Genomic DNA, 20,502 nt, shown 5'->3' with positions numbered 1-20,502 from the left:
ATTTATGAATGACAATAAAACAAAAAACAAACCAAAATTTAGAACAGGGCTATTCTACTCTACTTAAACCATTAATATCTAAAATCTTAATCTGTTTACCAGTAGTAGAAATTAAACCATCCTTTTTAAACTGAGATAACACCCTAATAGCAGATTCTGTGGCTGTACCTACTATGTTGGCAAAATCTTCTCTAGATAATAAAACGCTTAAAGTCCCGTCTGGATTAACACCAAAACTATTATGAATGTATATTAAAGTTTCTGCCAAACGTTGTCTCACAGATTTTTGCGCCATATTTACAATAACATCATCGGCCTCCTTTAAGTCTTTTGCCATATCTTTCAAAACATCAAATGTAAAATCTGGATTCTTATGAAGGTCTGCTAAAATCTCACTTTTAGGTATAAAGCAAACTTCCATATCGTTTAAAGCAGTTGCCTGAAGGTTGGATCTTTCTTCACTAACTATAGAACGCTGACCTAACAAGTCTCCTTTAACAACCATTTTCACAATTTGATCCTTACCATTAGCACTTAATTTTGTGAGTTTACATATTCCATCTTTAACACAATAAACTCCATTAAGCACATCTCCTTCTTCAAAAATAACCTCTCCCTTTTTTACTTTCTTAGATGTTTTACAACCAGAAATTCGGACTAACTCGTCTTTGGTTAATGCCTTAAGAGAATTAAACTGTTTTATAATACATTGCTCACATTTGCTCATACTAAAATTATTGATCTTGTGTAAAAATACACAAAACATGACAAATATCATATTTAAACATAAGCCAATTTATGACTTTTGTCATAGGTAAAATTGAGCAAATATTATGGAGCATAAAACATGTTTCCACTGCGGATTAGATGCAACATCTTCCGAGATTCTTTATGACGATAAATCATTTTGTTGTAACGGTTGTAAAACTGTTTACGAGATTTTTACTGCAAATGATTTAACGTGTTATTATGATTTACAAAATACCCCTGGGGCTACCCCTAAAGAAGTTGCGGGCAAATACAATTTTTTAGAAAATGATAAAATTGTAGACCAGTTGCTAGAGTTTAATAATGAGGGTACACAAATTATAAGCTTATACATACCACATATACATTGTAGCTCTTGCATTTGGATTTTAGAAAATTTGAACAAACTACATCCTTCAGTAAGTTCGTCTATTGTGAACTTTGGAAAGAAATCTGTCAGAATCACTTATAACAATGAGCAGTTATCTCTTAAAAACCTTGTTGAGTTATTGAGTAGTATTGGCTACGAACCTTATATAAGTTTAGAAGATTATAGTGTTGGTAAAAAACGAATTGACAGGTCATTAATTTACAAATTAGGTGTAGCAGGTTTTTCTTTTGGGAATGTTATGTTTTTATCATTTCCAGAGTATTTTGAAGTTGGTGAATTTTGGCTTGAACAATATAAGCACCTGTTCCGCTGGCTTATGTTCGCTTTTAGTTTACCCGTAATTTTTTATTCGGCTCAAGACTATTTTATTTCAGCTTACAAAGGACTTCAGTCTAAAATTTTAAATATTGATGTCCCAATTGCGTTAGGTGCTTTCGTACTATTTATTAGAAGTACCACAGAAATAATTATTGATGCTGGTTCTGGCTTTTTTGACAGTTTAACTGGGTTAATTTTCTTTTTACTACTAGGTAAATTTTTTCAACAGAAGACTTATTCGTTTTTGTCATTTGAGCGCGATTATAAATCGTATTTCCCAATAGGTATTACCAAAATCAATCAAGAAGGAAAAGAGGAATCTGTTCAAGTTTATGATATTAAAAAAGGTGATCGATTGCTTATTAGAAATGAAGAATTGATTCCTGTTGATTGTATTTTAATTAATGGTAAAGCCCGAATTGACTATAGTTTTGTTACTGGTGAATCTAAAACCGTAACCAAAAAATCTGGAGACAAGCTTTTCGCTGGTGGAAAACAAATTGATGGAAATATTGAAGTTGATGTTTTAAACTCTGTAGAACAAAGTTACTTAACACAACTTTGGAGTAACGATGTGTTTAAAAAAGATAAAGAATTATCGTTCACTACACTTACAAATAGAATTAGCAAAAACTTTACCATTTCCATTTTATTAATAGCATTAATAGCCACCAGTTATTGGCTTATAAATGATTCTAGTAAAGCTTTAAATGTATTTACCGCAGTTTTAATTATAGCCTGTCCATGCGCCATTGCTTTGTCTGCCCCTTTTACATTTGGAAATATTTTACGCATTCTTGGTAAGAAAAAATTCTATCTTAAAAATGCCAGTGTTATAGAACAACTTGCAAAAATAAACACGATTATTTTTGATAAAACAGGAACCATAACATCTAATAAAGAAGCAACAATTAGTTATGAAGGCGAATCACTTTCTGAAATTGAAGAATCTTTGTTAAAAAGTACTTTAAGAGGTTCTAACCATCCATTAAGCAGATCATTATATAATCTTTTAGATGACCATGATATACTAACCTTAGATAGTTATGAAGAGCATATTGGAAAAGGCATTGAAGCAAAACATAATGAGAAAAACATAAAGGTAGGCTCTGCTCCTTTTGTTGGATATTCTGCTGAAACCTCAACATTAAACACAGCGGTTCATGTAAGTACAAATAACGAATACAAAGGGAAATTCACTTTTTACAATGCTTATAGAAGGGGACTATCTAAACTATTCAATGTTCTTAAAAGGGAATATGATTTAGTCATTTTATCTGGAGACAATGCTGGAGAAAAAGAGAACTTAACTAAGTTACTCCCAACAAAAGCTAAATTGTTATTCAATCAGAAGCCAGAAGATAAATTAGAATACATAAAATTTCATCAAAGTGAAGGTGCCAATGTTTTAATGATTGGTGATGGTTTAAATGATGCCGGTGCTTTGGCACAAAGTAATGTAGGCATAGCTATTTCTGAAAATGTAAATGTGTTTTCGCCAGCTTGTGATGCTATTTTAGATGCTTCTAAATTTAACGAGCTTGTTAATTATTTGAAGATTTCTAAATCGGCCATTAAAGTCATAAAATGGAGTTTTGCACTCTCATTTATCTATAATTTTATAGGTCTTTATTTTGCAGTTACCGGTCAGTTAGCACCTGTGGTTGCTGCCATTTTAATGCCTTTGAGTTCTATTAGCATTGTAGTATTTACCACCATTTGCACGAATTTTATTGGCAGGAAATTAAAATAGAAATGAAACTGGTTTTGGCAGGCAGTTGCGTTAGGGATTGCAAAGAAAAGCCCACAGCGAGGCACGAGTGAGGACTTGAAATGGAAAGCCCGACCCCCAAAGGGGTAACGCCCAAAAAACGAAACCAAACATGATAAATATCATGTTTTAAAAAAACATATGAAAGTATTTTTGACGCGTAACTTCAATTAGGTATGAGTGTTATATATATTTTACTAGCTATAAGCATTGTTGTAGCTGTTGGTTTCTTTGTAGCCTTTATAATTGCTGTAAAGAGTGGACAGTATGACGATAGCTATACGCCGTCTGTACGTATGCTTTTTGAAGACGAACTTGTTAAAGAAAAATCAGATAATTCAATACTAACCAAAAAAGATTAACAACAACTATTATGGAAATGCAACAATTTCATTACGATAACAAAATCGTTACAAAGTTCATTTATGCCACAATAATTTTTGGGGTTGTTGGGATGGCAGTAGGTTTACTGTTAGCATTTATGTTTTTATTCCCAAACCTTACTGATGGTATTTCGTGGCTTAGTTTTGGTAGGTTAAGACCATTGCATACCAACGCTGTTATTTTTGCCTTTGTTGGGAACGCTATGTTTGCTGGTGTTTACTACTCCTTACAGCGTTTGCTAAAAACAAGAATGGCAAGTGACTTGTTAAGTAACATTAACTTCTGGGGCTGGCAGCTTATTATTGTGGCCGCAGCTATTTCACTTCCTTTAGGGTATACCACTTCTAAGGAATATGCCGAATTAGAATGGCCTATAGATATAGCCATTGCACTAGTTTGGGTAGTGTTTGGAGTTAACATGATTTGGACTATTTTAAAACGAAGACAACGTCATTTATATGTTGCTGTCTGGTTTTATATAGCCACATTTATTACTGTTGCTGTACTACATATTTTTAATAGTTTAGAATTACCTGTAAGTGCTATGAAAAGTTACTCGGTTTACGCCGGTGTACAGGATGCTTTAGTACAATGGTGGTACGGACATAATGCGGTAGCATTCTTTTTAACAACGCCTTTCTTAGGATTGATGTACTACTTTGTTCCTAAAGCAGCTAACAGACCTGTGTATTCTTATAGACTTTCTATTGTTCACTTCTGGTCCTTAATCTTTATTTATATATGGGCAGGACCTCACCATTTATTATATACAGCTTTACCGGAATGGGCTCAAAACTTAGGTGTTGCTTTTTCTGTTATGTTATTAATGCCTTCTTGGGGTGGTATGATTAATGGTTTATTAACCTTAAGAGGTGCTTGGGATAAAGTTAGAACAGATCCTGTTTTAAAGTTTATGGTTGTAGCTATTACTGGTTATGGTATGGCAACTTTTGAAGGCCCAACATTATCATTGAAAAATGTAAACGCTATTGCTCACTTTACCGACTGGATTATTGCCCACGTACACGTTGGCGCTTTAGCTTGGAATGGTTTTATGGCATTTGGTATTATTTACTATTTGATTCCAAGGTTATTTAAAACAAAATTACACTCGTTGCCTTTAGCTAACCTGCATTTCTGGTTAGGAACTTTAGGTATTATTATATATGCATTACCAATGTATGTTGCTGGTTTCACACAAGCAAGTATGTGGAAACAGTTTAATCCTGATGGGACTTTAGTTTATGGTAACTTCCTAGAAACTGTTACTGAAATTATTCCTATGTATTGGATGCGTGCCATAGGTGGTACACTTTATATTGTAGGTATGTTAATATTAGTTTACAATATTATTGTAACTATTAAAAACGGTAGCAAAGTTGAAGATGAATTAGCCGAAGCTCCAGCATTGGAGCGCGTTACTAAAAAACGTACTGCTAGTGAAGGTTGGCATACTTGGTTAGAAAGAAGACCAATACAATTAACTTTATTAGCAACAGTAGCAATTTTAATTGGAGGTATTATTCAAATTGTACCAACCATAATGGTAAAATCTAACATCCCTACTATTGCTAGTGTTGAACCATATACACCATTAGAGCTTGAGGGTAGAGATATCTATATCCGTGAAGGTTGTGTGGGTTGCCACTCTCAAATGATTCGTCCGTTTAGAAGTGAAGTAGAGCGATATGGTGAATACTCTAAAGCTGGCGAGTTTGTTTATGATCATCCATTCTTATGGGGTAGTAAACGTACTGGACCAGACGTACATAGAATTGGAGGTAAATATTCAGATAACTGGCACTTTAATCACATGTATGACCCACAAAGTACATCATCTGGTTCAATCATGCCACGTTACCCATGGTTAATCACTGGTTCATCAAGTACGCTTGATAAATCTGACACAGAAGCTAAAATGAGAGCCATGGTGAGCTTAGGGGTACCTTATTCTGATGAGGATATTGCCAATGCACAACAAAGCATGTTAGATCAAGGTGCTCAAATTGAAGAGAACCTACATTCTGATCCTGACTTTGCTGAAACCTATGCGGCTGATAAGAAGTACGCAGCAGATAACGGTGAAGAATTTGTTGAGATGAAGAACAGAGAAATTGTTGCTCTAATTGCTTATTTACAAAGATTAGGAACTGACATAAGCAAGGGCACAGAATAATCATCAAAACTAGTAATCATGTTAAAATTTGTAAAAAATCATATGGAGAGTATTACGGGAATAGAGATTTATCCTATTATCTCGTTACTCATCTTTTTCATCTTTTTTGTAGCACTGTTTTGGTGGGTATTTACCGCAAAAAAAGACTACATAAACACTGTTAGTAATATTCCTTTAGACAACCAAAACGACGACACATTATGAGAAAATTAATTCCATCTTGGGTAAGAGTACCCATCGTATTCTTCATCATCTTCGGAGTTGTAGAATTCTTTATAGATTCAGGCGAAAAACCAGCATTTATAGAATATCCTGTAGTATTACTATTTCTGTTTTTAGTACTCTTAATTTTAATAGCTATTGAAGCAATAGTAGGAGCTTTAGAAAATGTAATGCTTCATAAATTAGATGAGGAAGCCAAAGCTAAATTTTTAGCTGAAAAAGAAAGTTCTTATAAGTTTACTTGGTTGAAAGAAACATACGCTAAACTTCTTGGTCAGAAACCAATAGAAGAAGAAGGTGAAATAATCTTAGACCATAATTATGATGGTATTAAAGAACTTGATAACAATTTACCACCTTGGTGGTTGTACGGGTTCTATATCACCATTGTTTTTGCTGCAGTTTATCTATTAAGGTATCATGTTTTTGATGCGGGAGGACAATTTGATGAATTGGAAACTGAATTAGCCGATGCAAAGGCGGCTATTGAAGAGTACAAAAAAACAGCCAAAGATTTAGTTGACATTAACACCGTTACATTATTAACCGATGCTAGTGATTTAACTGCTGGAAAATCTGTTTTTGACACCAATTGTGTGGCTTGCCACATGGCAGATGGAGGCGGCGGTATTGGGCCAAATCTTACTGATGAACACTGGATTATGGGTGGAGGTATTAAAAATGTATTTAAAACGGTATCTGAAGGTGGTCGTTCTGGTAAAGGTATGATTGCTTGGAAAGCACAATTAAAACCTTCACAAATAGCACAAGTATCAAGTTATGTACTAAGCTTACAAGGTACTACACCTGCTAATCCTAAAGCACCTGAAGGTGATATTTGGGTAGATGAAAGTATTGAAACAACTGAAATAGAAACGGTAGTCGACACAACGCAATCAACAACTAACTAATGTTTCAAACGGATTCCCTTTAACTCTAAAGGGTAAAGGGAATCTTAAAACACAAACCATTTGGAAACCCAGGATAAAGAAAACTTTAGAGATTCTATTGGGACGATTACTGAAGAAGGTAAACGTGCTTGGGTATATCCCAAAAAACCAAGTGGTAAGTATTATGATAAGCGTAAGCTTGTTAGTTATGGTTTATTGGCGTTTTTATTGGCATCACCATTTATAAAAATTGGCGGGAATCAATTTTTAATGTTCAACGTATTAGAACGTCGGTTTAACATTTTTGGATTTCCATTTTGGCCACAAGATTTTCATTTATTTGTAATCTCAATGATTATTGGGATTGTATTTATAACACTGTTTACAGTGGCTTTTGGACGAATTTTTTGTGGTTGGATTTGTCCACAAACCATATTTATGGAAATGGTTTTTAGACGTATTGAGTATTGGATTGAAGGTGACAGAAACAAACAACGTAAACTAGCAAGACAAAAGTGGGATGCTGAAAAAATTAGAAAAAAAGGATTAAAACTCGTTATATTTTTAGTCATATCATTTCTAATTGCAAATGTATTTTTAGCATACTTAATTGGAGGTGACGAATTGATACAATATATAATTGACGGTCCGTTTAGTCATTTTGGAACGCTCATACCTCTAGTAATTTTTACTGCTGTCTTCTACTTTGTTTTTGCATGGTTTAGAGAACAGGTTTGCGTAATAGCTTGTCCGTATGGCAGATTACAAGGTGTTCTTTTAGACACTAAATCGGTAGTTGTTGCTTATGATTATAAACGTGGTGAAGGCCCAAGTGGCAGAAAAAAATTTAGAAAAAATGAAGATAGAAATTCTTTGGGCCATGGTGATTGTATTGACTGTTTGCAGTGTGTACATGTTTGTCCGACTGGAATTGATATTAGAAATGGAACCCAGCTAGAATGTGTCAACTGTACTGCATGTATAGATGAATGTGATCATATTATGGAAAGTATTAATCTGCCAAAAGGATTAATTCGATATGCGAGTGAAGAAAACATAAAAAAGAAAGTACCCTTTAAGCTTTCGGCCAGAATGAAAGGTTACATAGCTGTACTTATTATATTAATAGGTATTCTAACTGGGATGTTATTTTTAAGAAATGAAGTAGAAGCAAATGTATTAAGATTACCAGGACAATTATATGAACATAAAGAAAATAACATCATTAGCAATGTCTTTACTTATAAACTGGTAAATAAAACAACTAAAGACATTGAAAATGTAACCTTGAAATTATTGTCACATAAAGGAATTTTAAAATTAGTTGCAACTAGTAATAACTTTATTGTGCCAAGTCAAGGAATAGCTGAAGGCACCCTATTTATAGAAATAAATAATTCAGCATTAACGGGAGATAGAAATAAAATTAAAATTGGGGTTTACATAAATGATAAATTAATAGAAACTTGTACGGCCAATTTTTTAGGACCTAGAAGTTATAAATAAATTTTGGTTGGTTGGCTGCAAGGTTTTTTATTGTAAGGGATTATGCAATCAATAACTGTAGCAGCCACAAAATCTTGAAATTCAAATAATAAAGACAGTAATTATGAAATTAAATTGGGGAACAGGAATTGTAATAGCCTTTATTGGGTTTATCTCTTTTATCATGTATTTTATTGTTACTATGAATGTGAACGATAAATACGATCATGATTTAGTTACTGAAGACTATTACGCCGAAGAATTGGCATACCAAAAAGATATTGACAAGCTAAAGAACGCAAAAAAATTAAGTGAAAATATCACATATAAAAAGAAGGGAAACGGGTTAATCATTTTGTTCCCTAGCAATATAGATTATAAAAAAATTACAGGAAAAATGTTCCTATATAGGCCATCTAACAAACAACTAGATTTTGAAAGTGACATTTCATTATCTAATCCACATTTGCTCATACCTGACTCTCGTTTGGTAGATGGCCGTTGGAACATTAAGATCGATTGGCAATATAATGGAATTTCCTATTTATATAAAAAATCTATAGATTATTAATTTATGTTACTTTCTGCATTTATTTTGGGTATAATGGGTAGTTTCCACTGTATTGGCATGTGCGGACCTATTGCTTTTATGCTTCCGGTAGACAGAACAAACACTTTTAAAAAAGCATCACAGACAACCGTATATCATATAGGCAGATTATTCTCTTATAGCCTTATTGGTTTAGTTTTTGGATTAATTGGTAAAAGTCTTTACATCTTTGGTTTTCAACAACAATTATCTATTGGCATTGGGGTTTTAATGATTTTACTTGTTTTAATTCCACAGCATAAACTTAATAAATACAATATTTCTCAACCAATTTATAAATTAATATCAAAAATTAAATCTTCCTTAGGAAGTGCTTTAAAGAGAAAATCCACAGACACTTTTTTAACTATAGGGTTTTTGAATGGTTTTTTGCCTTGTGGTCTTGTTTACATGGCAGTTTTTGGTGCAATTAACGGTGGAAGTGCTTTTCAAGGGAGTTTGTACATGGCCTTATTTGGCTTAGGAACTGTGCCTTTAATGACAATAACCATATATGCAAGTCATTTATTAAATGGTACAGTAAGACAAAAAATTCAGAAAGCCATTCCTGTTTTTGTTGTTATAATAGGTGGGTTATTTATTCTTAGAGGCCTTGGTCTTGGTATCCCTTATATATCCCCTGCTCCTGTTTATGATGTGGTTAACTCTGCTATTGACTGCCATTAATTTTTCAAATAAATAGGTTAATTCATTTTGAATGGACCAGTCAATTGGTTTTTCGTTTATCATTTAATATTAAACTTTATATTATAAAATTTTATTATACCCTCCATTAATAAAATCAATAGCTTTATTTTCATATTTAATAGTATTACTATTATTTTAGCATGTAAATAAATTAAATATGGATAGATTACTTTCAAATTTAAAAATTATTGTTCCAGAAAAGATATATGTAAAAGACCCAGAAACATCAGATTTAGGTAAACGTATTGTGCAACACAGTATTATACTAATAGATAAAATTGGTTTTGAAGCTTTTACTTTTAAAAAACTTGGAACTCTAATTGGATCAAACGAAAGCTCAATTTACAGATATTTTGAAAGCAAACATAAACTATTACTTTATTTATCCTCTTGGTATTGGGCATGGATAGAATATCAATTAGTGATAGAAACCCACAACTTAAACTCAAGTGACAAATTAGATAAAGCAATAAAAATTGTAACAAGAAAAACTAAACAAGACGCCAACTACAACCATATAAATGAGATAGTATTAAACCGAATAATTATTAATGAAAACTCAAAATCATTCTTAACCAAAGAAGTAGACCAAGAAAACAGAGATGGGTATTTTGTGATTTATAAGCGCATTGTTCATAGACTTAGTGAAATCATCAAGGGAATTAACCCAAATTATAAATTCCCATTAAGTCTAGCTAGCACAATTTTAGAAGGAAGCTTACATCAACACTTTTTAAAAGATCATTTTTCTTCAATTACAGATTGCAACAATAGCATTTCTCCGTCTGATTTTTATTTAAACTTAATATTTAACGCTTTAAACTATTCATATGGCAGTAACTCCAATGACCCCATGGCAACGATTACTTAACTTGCTTCAATTAGAAAAAAAGGACATCTTCCAAATTTTTTATTATGCAATTTTTGATGGGCTAGTTGCATTATCATTACCCCTTGGAATACAAGCTATTATCAATCTAATACAAGGCGCACAAATATCCACATCTTGGATTATTTTAATAGTGTTAGTTACCCTTGGTGTTGCTTTTTCTGGTGCACTTAAATTAATGCAGCTCCGAATTATTGAAACGATTCAGCAACGCATTTTTACGCGCTCTTCCTTTGAATTAAGTTACAGGTTCCCAAAAATAAAAATGAAGGAGTTGAGAAACTTTCACCCACCTGAACTTGCTAATCGATTTTTTGATACATTAACAATTCAAAAGGGTCTTTCCAAAATACTTATTGATGTACCATCTGCGATGTTACAAATTGCATTTGCATTGATTTTGTTATCTTTTTATCATCCTTTTTTTATAATCTTTGGTATTCTCTTATTACTCCTAATTTATATCGTGTTTAAATTCACAGCACAAAAAGGTTTAGAAACTAGTTTAAAAGAATCTAAGAACAAATATAGAGTAGCACACTGGATTCAAGAAATAGCCCGTACTGTAGTGAGTTTTAAACTTTCAGGAAGCACTAATCATGGTGTTAACAAAAATGACAACTTGGTCAATGAATACTTAAAATCTAGAGAAAGCCATTTTAAAATACTTATGCTTCAGTTTATACAAATGATTAGTTTCAAAGTTATTGTAACTGCAAGTTTGCTTTTAATTGGAGGAGCATTAGTTCTTAACCAAGAAATGAATATTGGTCAGTTTGTTGCTGCAGAAATCATTATACTTTTAGTAATAGCCTCAGTTGAAAAACTAATTTTAGGACTTGAATCATTTTATGACGTTTTAACATCTATAGAAAAAATAGGTCAAATCGTAGACAAAGACTTAGAAAACCAAGAAGGAGAAACTCCTATTTTTGAGAAAGGACTAAATATTGAATTAGACAATGTATCCTATAGTGTTCCTGATAGAGAAAAGCCCATCCTGTCTAATATAACTTTAAAAATTCATGAGAAAAGTAGAATTTTGGTAAATGGTGAAAGCGGATCTGGAAAATCGGTATTATTTCGTATTATCCTAGGCATTAATGAGGCAACCTCTGGAAATGTTTATATTAACAACCATTCTATTAACAACATTAACCCTAACTATTATAGATCACAATTAGGCATGTCTCTTTCAGAAGAAACCCCTTTTGAAGGTACTATTAGGGAAAACCTAACCTTTGGAAGTTCTGCTGTAAAAGATAAAAAATTATATAATGTTTTACATAAGGTTGGATTAACAGACTTCATTAAAGAACAACCCCAAGGACTTGAGACAACAATAAACGCTGAGGGAAATAAATTATCATATACAATTTCTAAAAAAATAATTCTTGCTAGAGCAATAATTAAAGAACCAAAAATTCTTCTGCTAGAAGATCCTCTAGATAGATTTAATCAAGTTGAAATGAAGAATATCATTAACTTTTTAACTGATGAAAACCAACCTTGGGCCCTAGTTGTTGTAAGTACAAGTAAAAATTGGAGGGAGAAATGCAATCAGCACATATTACTAAAGAAAGGTAAGGCAACTATTAAAAACGTATAAACTATGCTAAATATATCACATAATAGTTTAAATAAAAAAGTTGAAATAAGAAAGTTCAAATCTGCAAAAGCAATTTTTGATATTCCTTATTATAAAAAGCTCAATAAATTTTTACTAGCCCTTGCTATATTGGTTTTCATTGTTCTGTTTTTACCCTGGACCCAGAATATTACAGGGCAAGGTATTGTTACTACATTAAAACCCAATCAAAGGCCTCAGCATATCATGTCTCAAATTCCTGGGCGCATAGAGGAATGGTTTGTTCAAGAAGGTGATTTTGTAAAAGCCGGAGATACCATTTTAAGAATTTCCGAAGTAAAAAGTGATTACTTTGATGTTAAACTGGTTGAACGTACTAACGATCAGATTCTGGCAAAATCATCATCAGTAACTGCCTACGAAGCTAAAGTAGAAGCTTTAAACAGGCAGATTTCTGCATTACTGAAAGAACAAAGATTAAAATTAGAGCAAACTCGAAATAAATTGATGCAAACGGAACTTAAAGTTAAAAGCGACAGCATTGATTTAGAAGCATCAAAAACAAATTTAAAGATTGCCGAAACACAATTTATTAGGATTAAAACACTTCAAGAGGAAGGACTAAAAGCGGTAAAAGATGTTGAAGAAAAAAGGCTAAAGCTTCAAGAAACTCAAGCTAAGTTTATTTCACAACAGAATAAATATTTAGCAAGTAAGAATGAGATTATTAATGCAAAAATAGAGTTATCACGTACCAATGCTTCTTATACAGATAAAATTTCTAAAGCACAAAGCGATATGTTTACAGCTCAATCTGGTCAATTTGACACACAAGCTCAGGTAACCAAATTAGAGAATACATATACCAATTATAAAAAGCGTAATAGTTTACTTTATGTTACAGCTCCGCAAAGTGGCTTTATTAATAAAGCTTTAACCGGTGGTATTGGAGTTACCTTTAAAGAAGGTGAAGAATTAGTTGGCATCATGCCATCACAATACGACCTAGCCGTTGAAACCTATGTAAGGCCCATTGATTTACCACTCCTCCATATTGGCGAAAAAGTCCGTGTTCAATTTGATGGATGGCCTGCAATTGTATTTAGCGGGTGGCCTAATGTGTCTTATGGAACTTATGGCGCACAAGTTGTAGCTATAGAAAACTTTATCAGTGATAATGGAAAATATAGAGTTTTACTTGCTCCCGACAACAAAGATTATTCTTGGCCAGAGGCTATAAGAGTTGGATCAGGAGCTAAAACTATTGCTCTTTTAGAGGATGTTCCTATTTGGTTTGAATTATGGAGACAGATTAACAGTTTTCCTCCTAATTACTACCAACCTAATGACAATAAATCTATTAATAAGAAAGAAAAGACATGAAATCATTTATAGTTATTGCTATCTTATTTATTAGTAGCTTATCTACTGCACAAGATAACATCTCTAAATTGACTTTAGAGGAATATCTAGGATATGTAAAATCTTTTCACCCTATTGTAAAGCAGGCAAACCTGGTTATTAAAAAAAGTGAGGCCAAATTAATGAAAGCAAGAGGCGCTTTTGACCCTAGGCTTGAAGTAGACTATGATAGAAAAAAATTTAAAGGTTCTGAATACTTCGATAAGTTAAATGCTTCATTTAAGATTCCTGTATGGTTTGGTTTAGAATTCAAAGGAAATTTTGAAGAAAACAATGGCGATTTTTTAAATCCAGAAGCAAATATTCCCATTGATGGTTTGTATAGCGCCGGTGTCTCTGTTCCGTTGGCAAAGGGTTTATTAACCAATAAGCGTATGGCAACCCTAAGGCAATCAAGATTATATGTTAAACAAGCTGAAGCAGATAGACAATTGTTAATTAACGACATACTTTTTGAGGCTACTAAAACTTATTTCAATTGGCTTCGACAATATAATGAAAGAAAAGTATATGAAGATTTTCTTGATAATGCTGTTATGAGATTTGAGGGTATTAAGAAAAGTTATGAAGCTGGAGACAAACCGGCTATTGATACTTTAGAAGCTAGAATAACCTTGAACAATCGTAAACTTAATCTAGAAAAAGCTAGAATTAAGTATATAAAATCGTCATTGGAGCTATCTAATTATCTATGGTTAAATGATAATACACCAATTGAAATCAAAGAAGATATCATTCCAGACGAAAAAACTTTTAGCTTAATAGACAATATATTGAATACCTCAGCAATTGATGTACAAAGCTTCAACATTGAAACTCATCCTAAGCTAAGGTCCTTAGACTACAAAATCCAAGGTTTATTCATTGAAAAAAGACTCAAGCGAAACAATTTGTTACCGCAGATTGATCTTCAATACAATTTTTTATCACAGACTCCAGAGATTGTACGTTCCTTTAGCACTTCGGCTTATAAGAGTGGCCTGAATATCTATTTCCCATTATTCTTAAGAAAGGAAAGAGGGGATTTAAAATTGGCCAAAATCAAACTTCAAGACACAAAATTCGATTTCCAAAACACTAAATTAAGTTTAGGCAATAAGATTGACGCCGTAAATAAGGAGTTGGAATCCTTTGCTTTACAGAATGATTATACCAAAACCATAGTAAAAGACTACTCAACATTACTATCTGCCGAGGAGCGTAAATTCTTTTTGGGCGAAAGCTCCTTGTTTCTTGTTAACTCAAGAGAGTCTAAATTAATAGACTCAAAACTCAAGGCTATCGAATTAGAAAATAGTTTTTTGAACACCAAGGCTAGTTTATTTAATATTTTAGTCTTATCAGATATACAGTAAAAAAGAAAAGCGCCAAATCACTAAAAATAGGATTTAACGCCTTTCACGAAATTAATTAACCAAGCTTTAAATATTTTTAAATTTTAAATGTTATAACTGGTAAAGCAGAATGATTAGCCACATCTTCTCCAACACTACCTTGAAAGAAATGAGCAAGCCCCTTTCTTCCGTGCGTTGGCACAACAATTAAATCTGCTCCCAGTTTGTTGGCAGCATTTAAAATACCATCTTCAACACTATAATCAGATACATAATAAATATTTTTCATTTTATCTAAATTTCGTTCTGATTTTGTAAAGAAATTAACTGCTTCCTTTTCTATTTCAACGGAACTTTTAAACCTATCATTGGGTAAGTTCACATGAATCAAATACATTTTTGAGTTCATATTATCAAACATTTTAGAGGCCTTTAAATAAGCTTCTATGGAGTCTTCAGAAAAATCACATGCATAAGCAACGATATCAAAATCTACTTCTCCTATTTCATTTTTTATTACTAAAACTGGAACATCAGAGTTACGTACTACACGTTCAGTATTAGAGCCTATAAAAAATTCTTTGGCACCACTTACACCATGTGACCCCATTACAATTAAATCTGCGCTATATTTCTTTGCCACTTCATTAACCTCACTAAACACCTTGAAATGCTTAACAATAGGGGTTACGGTAACTCCTTCCAGATAATCCTTTTTTAAAAAATCTTCAAACTTTTGTTCAGCCAATTTTAAAAAGTATATCACTTTTTGAGGTTGTTCTCCCGCCCCAGTTAGCATTAAATCAGACATCTCTAACATGTGTAAAGCCAGCAATTCAGCATTATTCTTTTTAGCCATATTAGCTGCTACCTTTAAAGCATATTCTGAATGTTCTGAAAAATCAATTGGTACAATTATTTTTTTCATAATTTTTACATTTACTAATTAAACAGTCATCGAAAACAATTGAGTATTGGGTTGTTTTCGTTGTAACAATAAATCAAAAGCCATACAAATGTTTCTAACAAATGGTTGTCCTTTTTTAAGCACCTCAATACTGTTTGATTCTATATTGAGTAATCCGTCAACTTCCATTTCCTTTAATCGTATTAGAGTTTCAGGAAGCTCATTGAAATAAAGATTATTTTTATCCCAATTAGTTCTAAAATCACACATTAAATTAAGAATATGCTTTCTTATTATTAAGTCTTCTTCATTTAAAATGTGGCCTCTATATACAGGAATTAAATCATTTTCCAAAAGCTTGTAATACGCCTCAATTTGCTTTACATTCTGAGAAAAACCATACCAGCTATCACTTATAGATGACACCCCCAATCCAATCATTGCTTGAGTTTTAGAAGCTGTATATCCCATGAAATTTCTATGCAAATTTCCTTTCTTCATAGATTTATAAAGCGAATCTGTTTTCAGCGAAAAATGGTCCATACCTATTTCATCATATCCCACTTCAGCTAATAATTCTTTTCCTAACTCATATTGTAAACGCTTTAACTCTGCTGATGGTAAATCGGAATCACTAAATCCACGTTGCCCATTACCTTTAATCCAAGGTACATGAGCATAACTATAAAATGCTAATCTATCTGGAAGTAAAGTTTTAGTTTTTAAAATGGTCCTTTTTACATGCTCTAAATTTTGAAAGGGTAATCCGAAAATAATATCATGACCTACAGAAGTATAACCAACTTCTCTAGCTAACTCTGTAGCACGTTTTACATTTTCAAAAGGCTGTATTCTATTAATGGCTTTTTGAACAGTTTCATTATAATCTTGAACGCCATAACTTACTCGTCTAAAACCTAAGTCATATAAAGTTTTAAGATGTTCTTTAGTAGTGTTATTGGGGTGACCTTCAAAACTAAACTCATAGTTTTCAGCTAAAACTGAATCTTTCAGAATACCCTTAATCAACATACTTAAGTTTTCTGAACTAAAAAATGTTGGTGTACCTCCTCCTAAATGCAATTCTTTTATAACAGGTTTATCATCAAACAACTCCAAATACAAACGCCATTCTTTTAATACTGCTTTTATATATGGAGACTCTACACTATGCTGCTTCGTGATACGTTTATTACAACCACAAAACGTACACAGGCTTTCGCAAAAAGGCAAATGAATATAAAGACTTATGCCTTCAATTGCATTACTTTCATTAAAAGACTTTATTAAGGAATCTTTCCAGCCATTTAAAGAAAATGACGCTTCATTCCAATACGGAACCGTTGGATAACTCGTATAACGAGGACCAGCGATATTGTATTTATTTACTAACGCTCTTGACATACCTAACATTTACAAAACAAAATTAGCACCAATATGCTTTTAAAAATATGATATATGTCATACCATATATTTGCAATTCTATATTTATTGATTAACTTTCGCTTGAACAAAAGCCATTAAAAAAATGAAAAGAATTAGTTTTTTATTAATTGCATTAACGCTAAGTATTTCTGCTTGTAAAAACGAAAAAAAAGACACTAAAAATACTGATACTGAAGTCATAGAAACTGAAAAGTTTGTTGTTAAACCAGAAGCAACATCAGTAAAATGGACTGCATATAAAACTACCGACAAAGTTGGAGTTGGTGGTGAATTTACTACCGCTAATTTTGATATTAAATCTGGTGCTTCACCTCAAGAAGCGCTTAACAATTTAAAATTCGCCATTCCTGTAAGCAGTTTATTTACAAACGATGCTACTAATACCCGTGATGCTAAAATTAAAATGGCATTTTTTGGCGCTATGTTAAACACAGACCTCATCAAAGGTAACCTTAGCTATGTTGATAGTACTTGTATTGCCTCTTTAACCATGAATGGTGTTACTCATGATTTACCGTTAGAAGTAAGTATTGCAGATGAAAGACGTGTAACGCTAACTGGTGTTATGAATCTTAAAAACTGGAATGCTTTAGAAGCTTTAGAATCGCTTAATAAGGCTTGTTTTGATTTGCACAAAGGTGCTGATGGCGTTAGTAAAACATGGGAAGATGTAGCTATTGAAATTAGCACCTATCTAAGAAAAAATTAATATTACAATAGTGCTTATTACGCTCTAAATGACTTTACAAAACATTTTAGAAAAGTTAGTTTCATTTCCAGTTTTAGGCGGTGATAATAACTTAGAAATCATCAATTGGATAAAAGTATATGTTGAAGATTTTGGTGTTATTACTACTCTAGTTCCAAATAAAGAAAACACGAAAGCCTCTCTACATTGCAGGATAGGTCCGGCAGTTGACGGAGGCGTTATCCTATCTGGTCATACTGATGTTGTTCCTGTGAAAGGACAACCTTGGAACACAGACCCTTTTAAGCTTACTGATAACAGCGATGGAAATTTATATGCCAGAGGAAGTAGTGATATGAAAGGCTTTTTAGCCTGTTGCTTAGCTTCATTACCAGAAATGGTTAAAGCCAATTTAACAAAGCCTATTTATTTCGCCTTTAGTTATGATGAAGAAATTGGATGTTTAGCTGCTGAAGAACTAATAAATCACATTAAAACTACATATACTGAAACACCTAAATTTGCTATTATTGGCGAAGCCACGATGCTACAACCTGTTATTGGGCAAAAAAGTATTCATATTATAGACATTACGGTTAACGGTTCCCAAGGTCATAGTAGTAGGATTAAGCAAGAAGTGAGTGCTGTACATGAAGCTGCAAGAATTGTAATGTGGGCAGAACAAAAAATGAATACGCTCATTGATTCTGGGAGTATAGATGAGCGTTTTAATCCGCCGCACACTTCACTTCACACAGGCATGATACAAGGCGGTATTGCACCAAATATTATTGCTAATAAAGCAACACTTTCTCTAGATATAAGATGCCTTCCGCAAGATGATGCTAGCCAAATTTACCAAGATTTAAAAGATTACTGTAAATCAAGAGAAGAAGAACAGCAAGCTGTTTTTTCTGGTTTTAAAATTGACGTTGTTGAAAATCACCCTATAGTGCCTTCATTAAACACAAATGAAAATGCCGACGTTGTAGAATTAATTGGCAAAATTACAGGAAATAAAACATGGCAAACAGTGTCTTATGCTTCAGAAGCAGGTCATTTTTCTAATGCAGGGATAGAAAGTATAATTTGCGGCCCAGGATCAATAAAACAAGCTCATAGAGCTAATGAATTTATTTCTAAAGACCAGCTTAATAAAGGGGCCAGCATGATCTTAGAGTTGATTAGTTATTTAGAAACTACTATTTAATACAAGTTCTTTTTTATATTTTTAAATAAGGTGTAATTTTAACACAAACAATGTGCTATGAACCCATCGGCTCAAGGTTGGATAAAAAAACTGCTTCAGGATATTTCAGATAACAGTACTTTTTTGAGTACTGATAAGGCACTTTACTATGAAGCCCTTAGGGGATGCGGTTTTATTTATGGTAGTAATTTAGACATTGTTTTAGGAGTAATTGAAAAGAAAGACCTTACCGAGGAAGAGATTTCAAAAACCAATTTATTTTTATCGCTTCTTTATACGCACCACCATTCTAAATCTGATATTAATTTTACAGATAGTGCCATTGACTTCTATACTGTTATTAATGAATTGAAAACATCATTTTTTCAAGAACTATTAGGTGGTAAAAAATCTAGTGAACAACTAGAAAAAATAATTCATAAACGTATTCAAATTGATGCTAATGTGCTTACAAAAAACTTTAAGTACTTTATCATTAACGCTTTATTATATATTGATGTTTTAGCTTATCAAGAATATTTAAAAAACAATTCCATTTCTATTAATTATTTAAAAAACATTGAAGCTTCTATTGAAGCCATAATAATGGATGTTTTAAATTCTAAATTATCTATTAATGAATATGACAATAGTTTAATAAAACTGTTTGAATCTTCTTTACGGTATCACAACAGCAAACCATTAGAATACCAAACTGCCATTAACCATTTTAAAAGTGCTCAAGAAAAAAGTTATATTCTAGATTTAGCATGTATGGCCACCTGGACTGATAAAAAAATTGATAAAAATGAACAACGCTTTTTAATACAGTTAGGTACCGATTTAGAAATTGTTAAGGACAGAATTAAAGACTCTATTAGTTCTGTAAACCAATTTTATTCCGTTAACAAAAACAATATAGCATTACTAAGCTCTAAAAATATTGTGCAAAGTTTTTATAACAATTCTAGTAAAATGGTAACAAAACTCATTTCTAGAAATAGTAAACGTTTGTATAAAGAGCTAAAAGATAGTAAAGAACTTATGGTATTGCTTAGCCAATCTACCGTTAGAGATTTAAATGATGAAGAACAAAAAAAAGTGCAAGAACAATTATTAGATATTTTTAAATCTATACCAAGTTTGGCCATTTTTATGCTACCTGGTGGTGCACTATTATTACCTTTAGTTATTAAGTTTATACCTAAATTATTACCTTCTGCTTTTGATGAAAACAGGATTGAGGATTGATTTTAATCACTTGACTTTGTAGAAATTTTCTGCTATCTTCGTTTAACAGTAGATATAAAACATTGAAACGATTTCATATCAAGTCGTTACCCTTAATTACAAAAATT

At 32.3% G+C, this 20,502-nt stretch carries 18 protein-coding genes; 15 read left to right on the top strand and 3 right to left on the bottom strand.

All coding sequences use genetic code 11. The annotated features are described in order from the left end of the window. Nucleotides 1–49 precede the first annotated feature (49 nt). Nucleotides 50–727 (bottom strand): Crp/Fnr family transcriptional regulator, encoded by a 678-nt coding sequence (locus N1F78_RS10265; RefSeq protein WP_406683070.1) that lies wholly within the window; start codon nucleotides 725–727, stop codon nucleotides 50–52. 106 nt (nucleotides 728–833) lie between these two features. Between N1F78_RS10265 and N1F78_RS10260 the strand changes: the two genes are divergently transcribed. The 12 genes from N1F78_RS10260 (at nucleotide 834) to N1F78_RS10205 (ending at nucleotide 14,935) form a co-directional block, all read left to right on the top strand. After that, on the top strand, nucleotides 834–3,209 hold the full coding sequence (locus N1F78_RS10260) for a heavy metal translocating P-type ATPase (RefSeq protein WP_406683069.1): 2,376 nt from the start codon (nucleotides 834–836) through the stop codon (nucleotides 3,207–3,209). A 194-nt stretch (nucleotides 3,210–3,403) separates the two neighbouring features. Next, the gene (gene ccoS / locus N1F78_RS10255) at nucleotides 3,404–3,589 is read left to right on the top strand and encodes a cbb3-type cytochrome oxidase assembly protein CcoS (protein ID WP_147769571.1); all 186 of its coding nucleotides are present in this window, start codon (nucleotides 3,404–3,406) and stop codon (nucleotides 3,587–3,589) included. A gap of 11 nt (nucleotides 3,590–3,600) precedes the next feature. Beyond that, nucleotides 3,601–5,787, top strand: a complete 2,187-nt coding sequence (gene ccoN / locus N1F78_RS10250; protein WP_406683068.1) for a cytochrome-c oxidase, cbb3-type subunit I — start codon at nucleotides 3,601–3,603, stop codon at nucleotides 5,785–5,787. An 18-nt stretch (nucleotides 5,788–5,805) separates the two neighbouring features. After that, entirely contained in the window at nucleotides 5,806–5,991 is a 186-nt protein-coding gene (locus N1F78_RS10245) for a CcoQ/FixQ family Cbb3-type cytochrome c oxidase assembly chaperone (protein ID WP_147769569.1), read from the top strand. Next, nucleotides 5,988–6,920 carry a cbb3-type cytochrome c oxidase N-terminal domain-containing protein gene (locus tag N1F78_RS10240; protein WP_406683067.1) on the top strand — a complete coding sequence of 311 codons (933 nt, stop codon included), beginning with the start codon at nucleotides 5,988–5,990 and terminating at the stop codon, nucleotides 6,918–6,920. The genes N1F78_RS10245 and N1F78_RS10240 overlap by 4 nt, the downstream gene beginning before the upstream one ends. 60 nt (nucleotides 6,921–6,980) lie before the next feature. Then, a complete protein-coding gene (gene ccoG / locus N1F78_RS10235) occupies nucleotides 6,981–8,405 on the top strand; it encodes a cytochrome c oxidase accessory protein CcoG (protein WP_406683066.1) in 1,425 nt (474 codons plus the stop codon). A gap of 103 nt (nucleotides 8,406–8,508) precedes the next feature. Further along, complete coding sequence (locus N1F78_RS10230; protein ID WP_406683065.1) at nucleotides 8,509–8,955, top strand: FixH family protein; 447 nt, start codon at nucleotides 8,509–8,511, stop codon at nucleotides 8,953–8,955. 3 nt (nucleotides 8,956–8,958) lie between these two features. Then, entirely contained in the window at nucleotides 8,959–9,660 is a 702-nt protein-coding gene (locus N1F78_RS10225; protein ID WP_406683064.1) for a sulfite exporter TauE/SafE family protein, read from the top strand. 178 nt (nucleotides 9,661–9,838) lie between these two features. Then, entirely contained in the window at nucleotides 9,839–10,552 is a 714-nt protein-coding gene (locus N1F78_RS10220; protein WP_406683063.1) for a TetR/AcrR family transcriptional regulator, read from the top strand. Beyond that, nucleotides 10,512–12,179: a peptidase domain-containing ABC transporter gene (locus N1F78_RS10215; RefSeq protein WP_406683062.1), complete on the top strand. Its 1,668-nt coding sequence runs from the start codon at nucleotides 10,512–10,514 to the stop codon at nucleotides 12,177–12,179. Before N1F78_RS10220 ends, N1F78_RS10215 begins: the two co-directional genes overlap by 41 nt. A gap of 3 nt (nucleotides 12,180–12,182) precedes the next feature. After that, the gene (locus N1F78_RS10210; RefSeq protein ID WP_406683061.1) at nucleotides 12,183–13,541 is read left to right on the top strand and encodes an HlyD family secretion protein; all 1,359 of its coding nucleotides are present in this window, start codon (nucleotides 12,183–12,185) and stop codon (nucleotides 13,539–13,541) included. Further along, nucleotides 13,538–14,935, top strand: a complete 1,398-nt coding sequence (locus N1F78_RS10205) for a TolC family protein (RefSeq protein ID WP_406683060.1) — start codon at nucleotides 13,538–13,540, stop codon at nucleotides 14,933–14,935. The genes N1F78_RS10210 and N1F78_RS10205 overlap by 4 nt, the downstream gene beginning before the upstream one ends. 76 nt (nucleotides 14,936–15,011) lie before the next feature. Here N1F78_RS10205 and N1F78_RS10200 read toward each other — a convergent pair whose 3' ends face one another. Both N1F78_RS10200 and hemN read right to left on the bottom strand, forming a co-directional pair. Beyond that, entirely contained in the window at nucleotides 15,012–15,842 is an 831-nt protein-coding gene (locus tag N1F78_RS10200; RefSeq protein ID WP_406683059.1) for a universal stress protein, read from the bottom strand. A gap of 18 nt (nucleotides 15,843–15,860) precedes the next feature. After that, nucleotides 15,861–17,225, bottom strand: a complete 1,365-nt coding sequence (gene hemN / locus N1F78_RS10195; protein WP_406683058.1) for an oxygen-independent coproporphyrinogen III oxidase — start codon at nucleotides 17,223–17,225, stop codon at nucleotides 15,861–15,863. A 124-nt stretch (nucleotides 17,226–17,349) separates the two neighbouring features. Here hemN and N1F78_RS10190 point away from each other — a divergent pair, with 124 nt between their 5' ends. Genes N1F78_RS10190 through N1F78_RS10180 form a run of 3 tightly spaced genes read left to right on the top strand, consistent with a single transcriptional unit; the run spans nucleotide 17,350 to nucleotide 20,395 of the window. Then, nucleotides 17,350–17,976: a YceI family protein gene (locus N1F78_RS10190; RefSeq protein WP_406683057.1), complete on the top strand. Its 627-nt coding sequence runs from the start codon at nucleotides 17,350–17,352 to the stop codon at nucleotides 17,974–17,976. Nucleotides 17,977–18,004: 28 nt separating this feature from the next. Beyond that, nucleotides 18,005–19,165 (top strand): acetylornithine deacetylase, encoded by a 1,161-nt coding sequence (gene argE, locus N1F78_RS10185; RefSeq protein ID WP_406683056.1) that lies wholly within the window; start codon nucleotides 18,005–18,007, stop codon nucleotides 19,163–19,165. Nucleotides 19,166–19,222: 57 nt separating this feature from the next. Next, on the top strand, nucleotides 19,223–20,395 hold the full coding sequence (locus tag N1F78_RS10180; protein ID WP_406683055.1) for an LETM1-related biofilm-associated protein: 1,173 nt from the start codon (nucleotides 19,223–19,225) through the stop codon (nucleotides 20,393–20,395). Nucleotides 20,396–20,502: the final 107 nt, after the last annotated feature.

The sequence above is a fragment of the Seonamhaeicola sp. MEBiC01930 genome, assembly GCF_045277075.1.
Taxonomy (GTDB): domain Bacteria; phylum Bacteroidota; class Bacteroidia; order Flavobacteriales; family Flavobacteriaceae; genus Seonamhaeicola.
The sequence above is the reverse complement of the archived record's forward strand: the minus strand, read 5'-3'. Positions and strand labels throughout refer to the sequence as shown.

Coding starts and splice junctions, on each gene's coding strand:
- N1F78_RS10265 (WP_406683070.1), bottom strand. CDS start 727: ATGAGCAAATGTGAGCAATGTATTATAAAACAGTTTAATTCTCTTAAG.
- N1F78_RS10260 (WP_406683069.1), top strand. CDS start 834: ATGGAGCATAAAACATGTTTCCACTGCGGATTAGATGCAACATCTTCC.
- ccoS (WP_147769571.1), top strand. CDS start 3,404: ATGAGTGTTATATATATTTTACTAGCTATAAGCATTGTTGTAGCTGTT.
- ccoN (WP_406683068.1), top strand. CDS start 3,601: ATGGAAATGCAACAATTTCATTACGATAACAAAATCGTTACAAAGTTC.
- N1F78_RS10245 (WP_147769569.1), top strand. CDS start 5,806: ATGTTAAAATTTGTAAAAAATCATATGGAGAGTATTACGGGAATAGAG.
- N1F78_RS10240 (WP_406683067.1), top strand. CDS start 5,988: ATGAGAAAATTAATTCCATCTTGGGTAAGAGTACCCATCGTATTCTTC.
- N1F78_RS10230 (WP_406683065.1), top strand. CDS start 8,509: ATGAAATTAAATTGGGGAACAGGAATTGTAATAGCCTTTATTGGGTTT.
- N1F78_RS10225 (WP_406683064.1), top strand. CDS start 8,959: ATGTTACTTTCTGCATTTATTTTGGGTATAATGGGTAGTTTCCACTGT.
- N1F78_RS10220 (WP_406683063.1), top strand. CDS start 9,839: ATGGATAGATTACTTTCAAATTTAAAAATTATTGTTCCAGAAAAGATA.
- N1F78_RS10215 (WP_406683062.1), top strand. CDS start 10,512: ATGGCAGTAACTCCAATGACCCCATGGCAACGATTACTTAACTTGCTT.
- N1F78_RS10210 (WP_406683061.1), top strand. CDS start 12,183: ATGCTAAATATATCACATAATAGTTTAAATAAAAAAGTTGAAATAAGA.
- N1F78_RS10205 (WP_406683060.1), top strand. CDS start 13,538: ATGAAATCATTTATAGTTATTGCTATCTTATTTATTAGTAGCTTATCT.
- N1F78_RS10200 (WP_406683059.1), bottom strand. CDS start 15,842: ATGAAAAAAATAATTGTACCAATTGATTTTTCAGAACATTCAGAATAT.
- hemN (WP_406683058.1), bottom strand. CDS start 17,225: ATGTCAAGAGCGTTAGTAAATAAATACAATATCGCTGGTCCTCGTTAT.
- N1F78_RS10190 (WP_406683057.1), top strand. CDS start 17,350: ATGAAAAGAATTAGTTTTTTATTAATTGCATTAACGCTAAGTATTTCT.
- argE (WP_406683056.1), top strand. CDS start 18,005: ATGACTTTACAAAACATTTTAGAAAAGTTAGTTTCATTTCCAGTTTTA.
- N1F78_RS10180 (WP_406683055.1), top strand. CDS start 19,223: ATGAACCCATCGGCTCAAGGTTGGATAAAAAAACTGCTTCAGGATATT.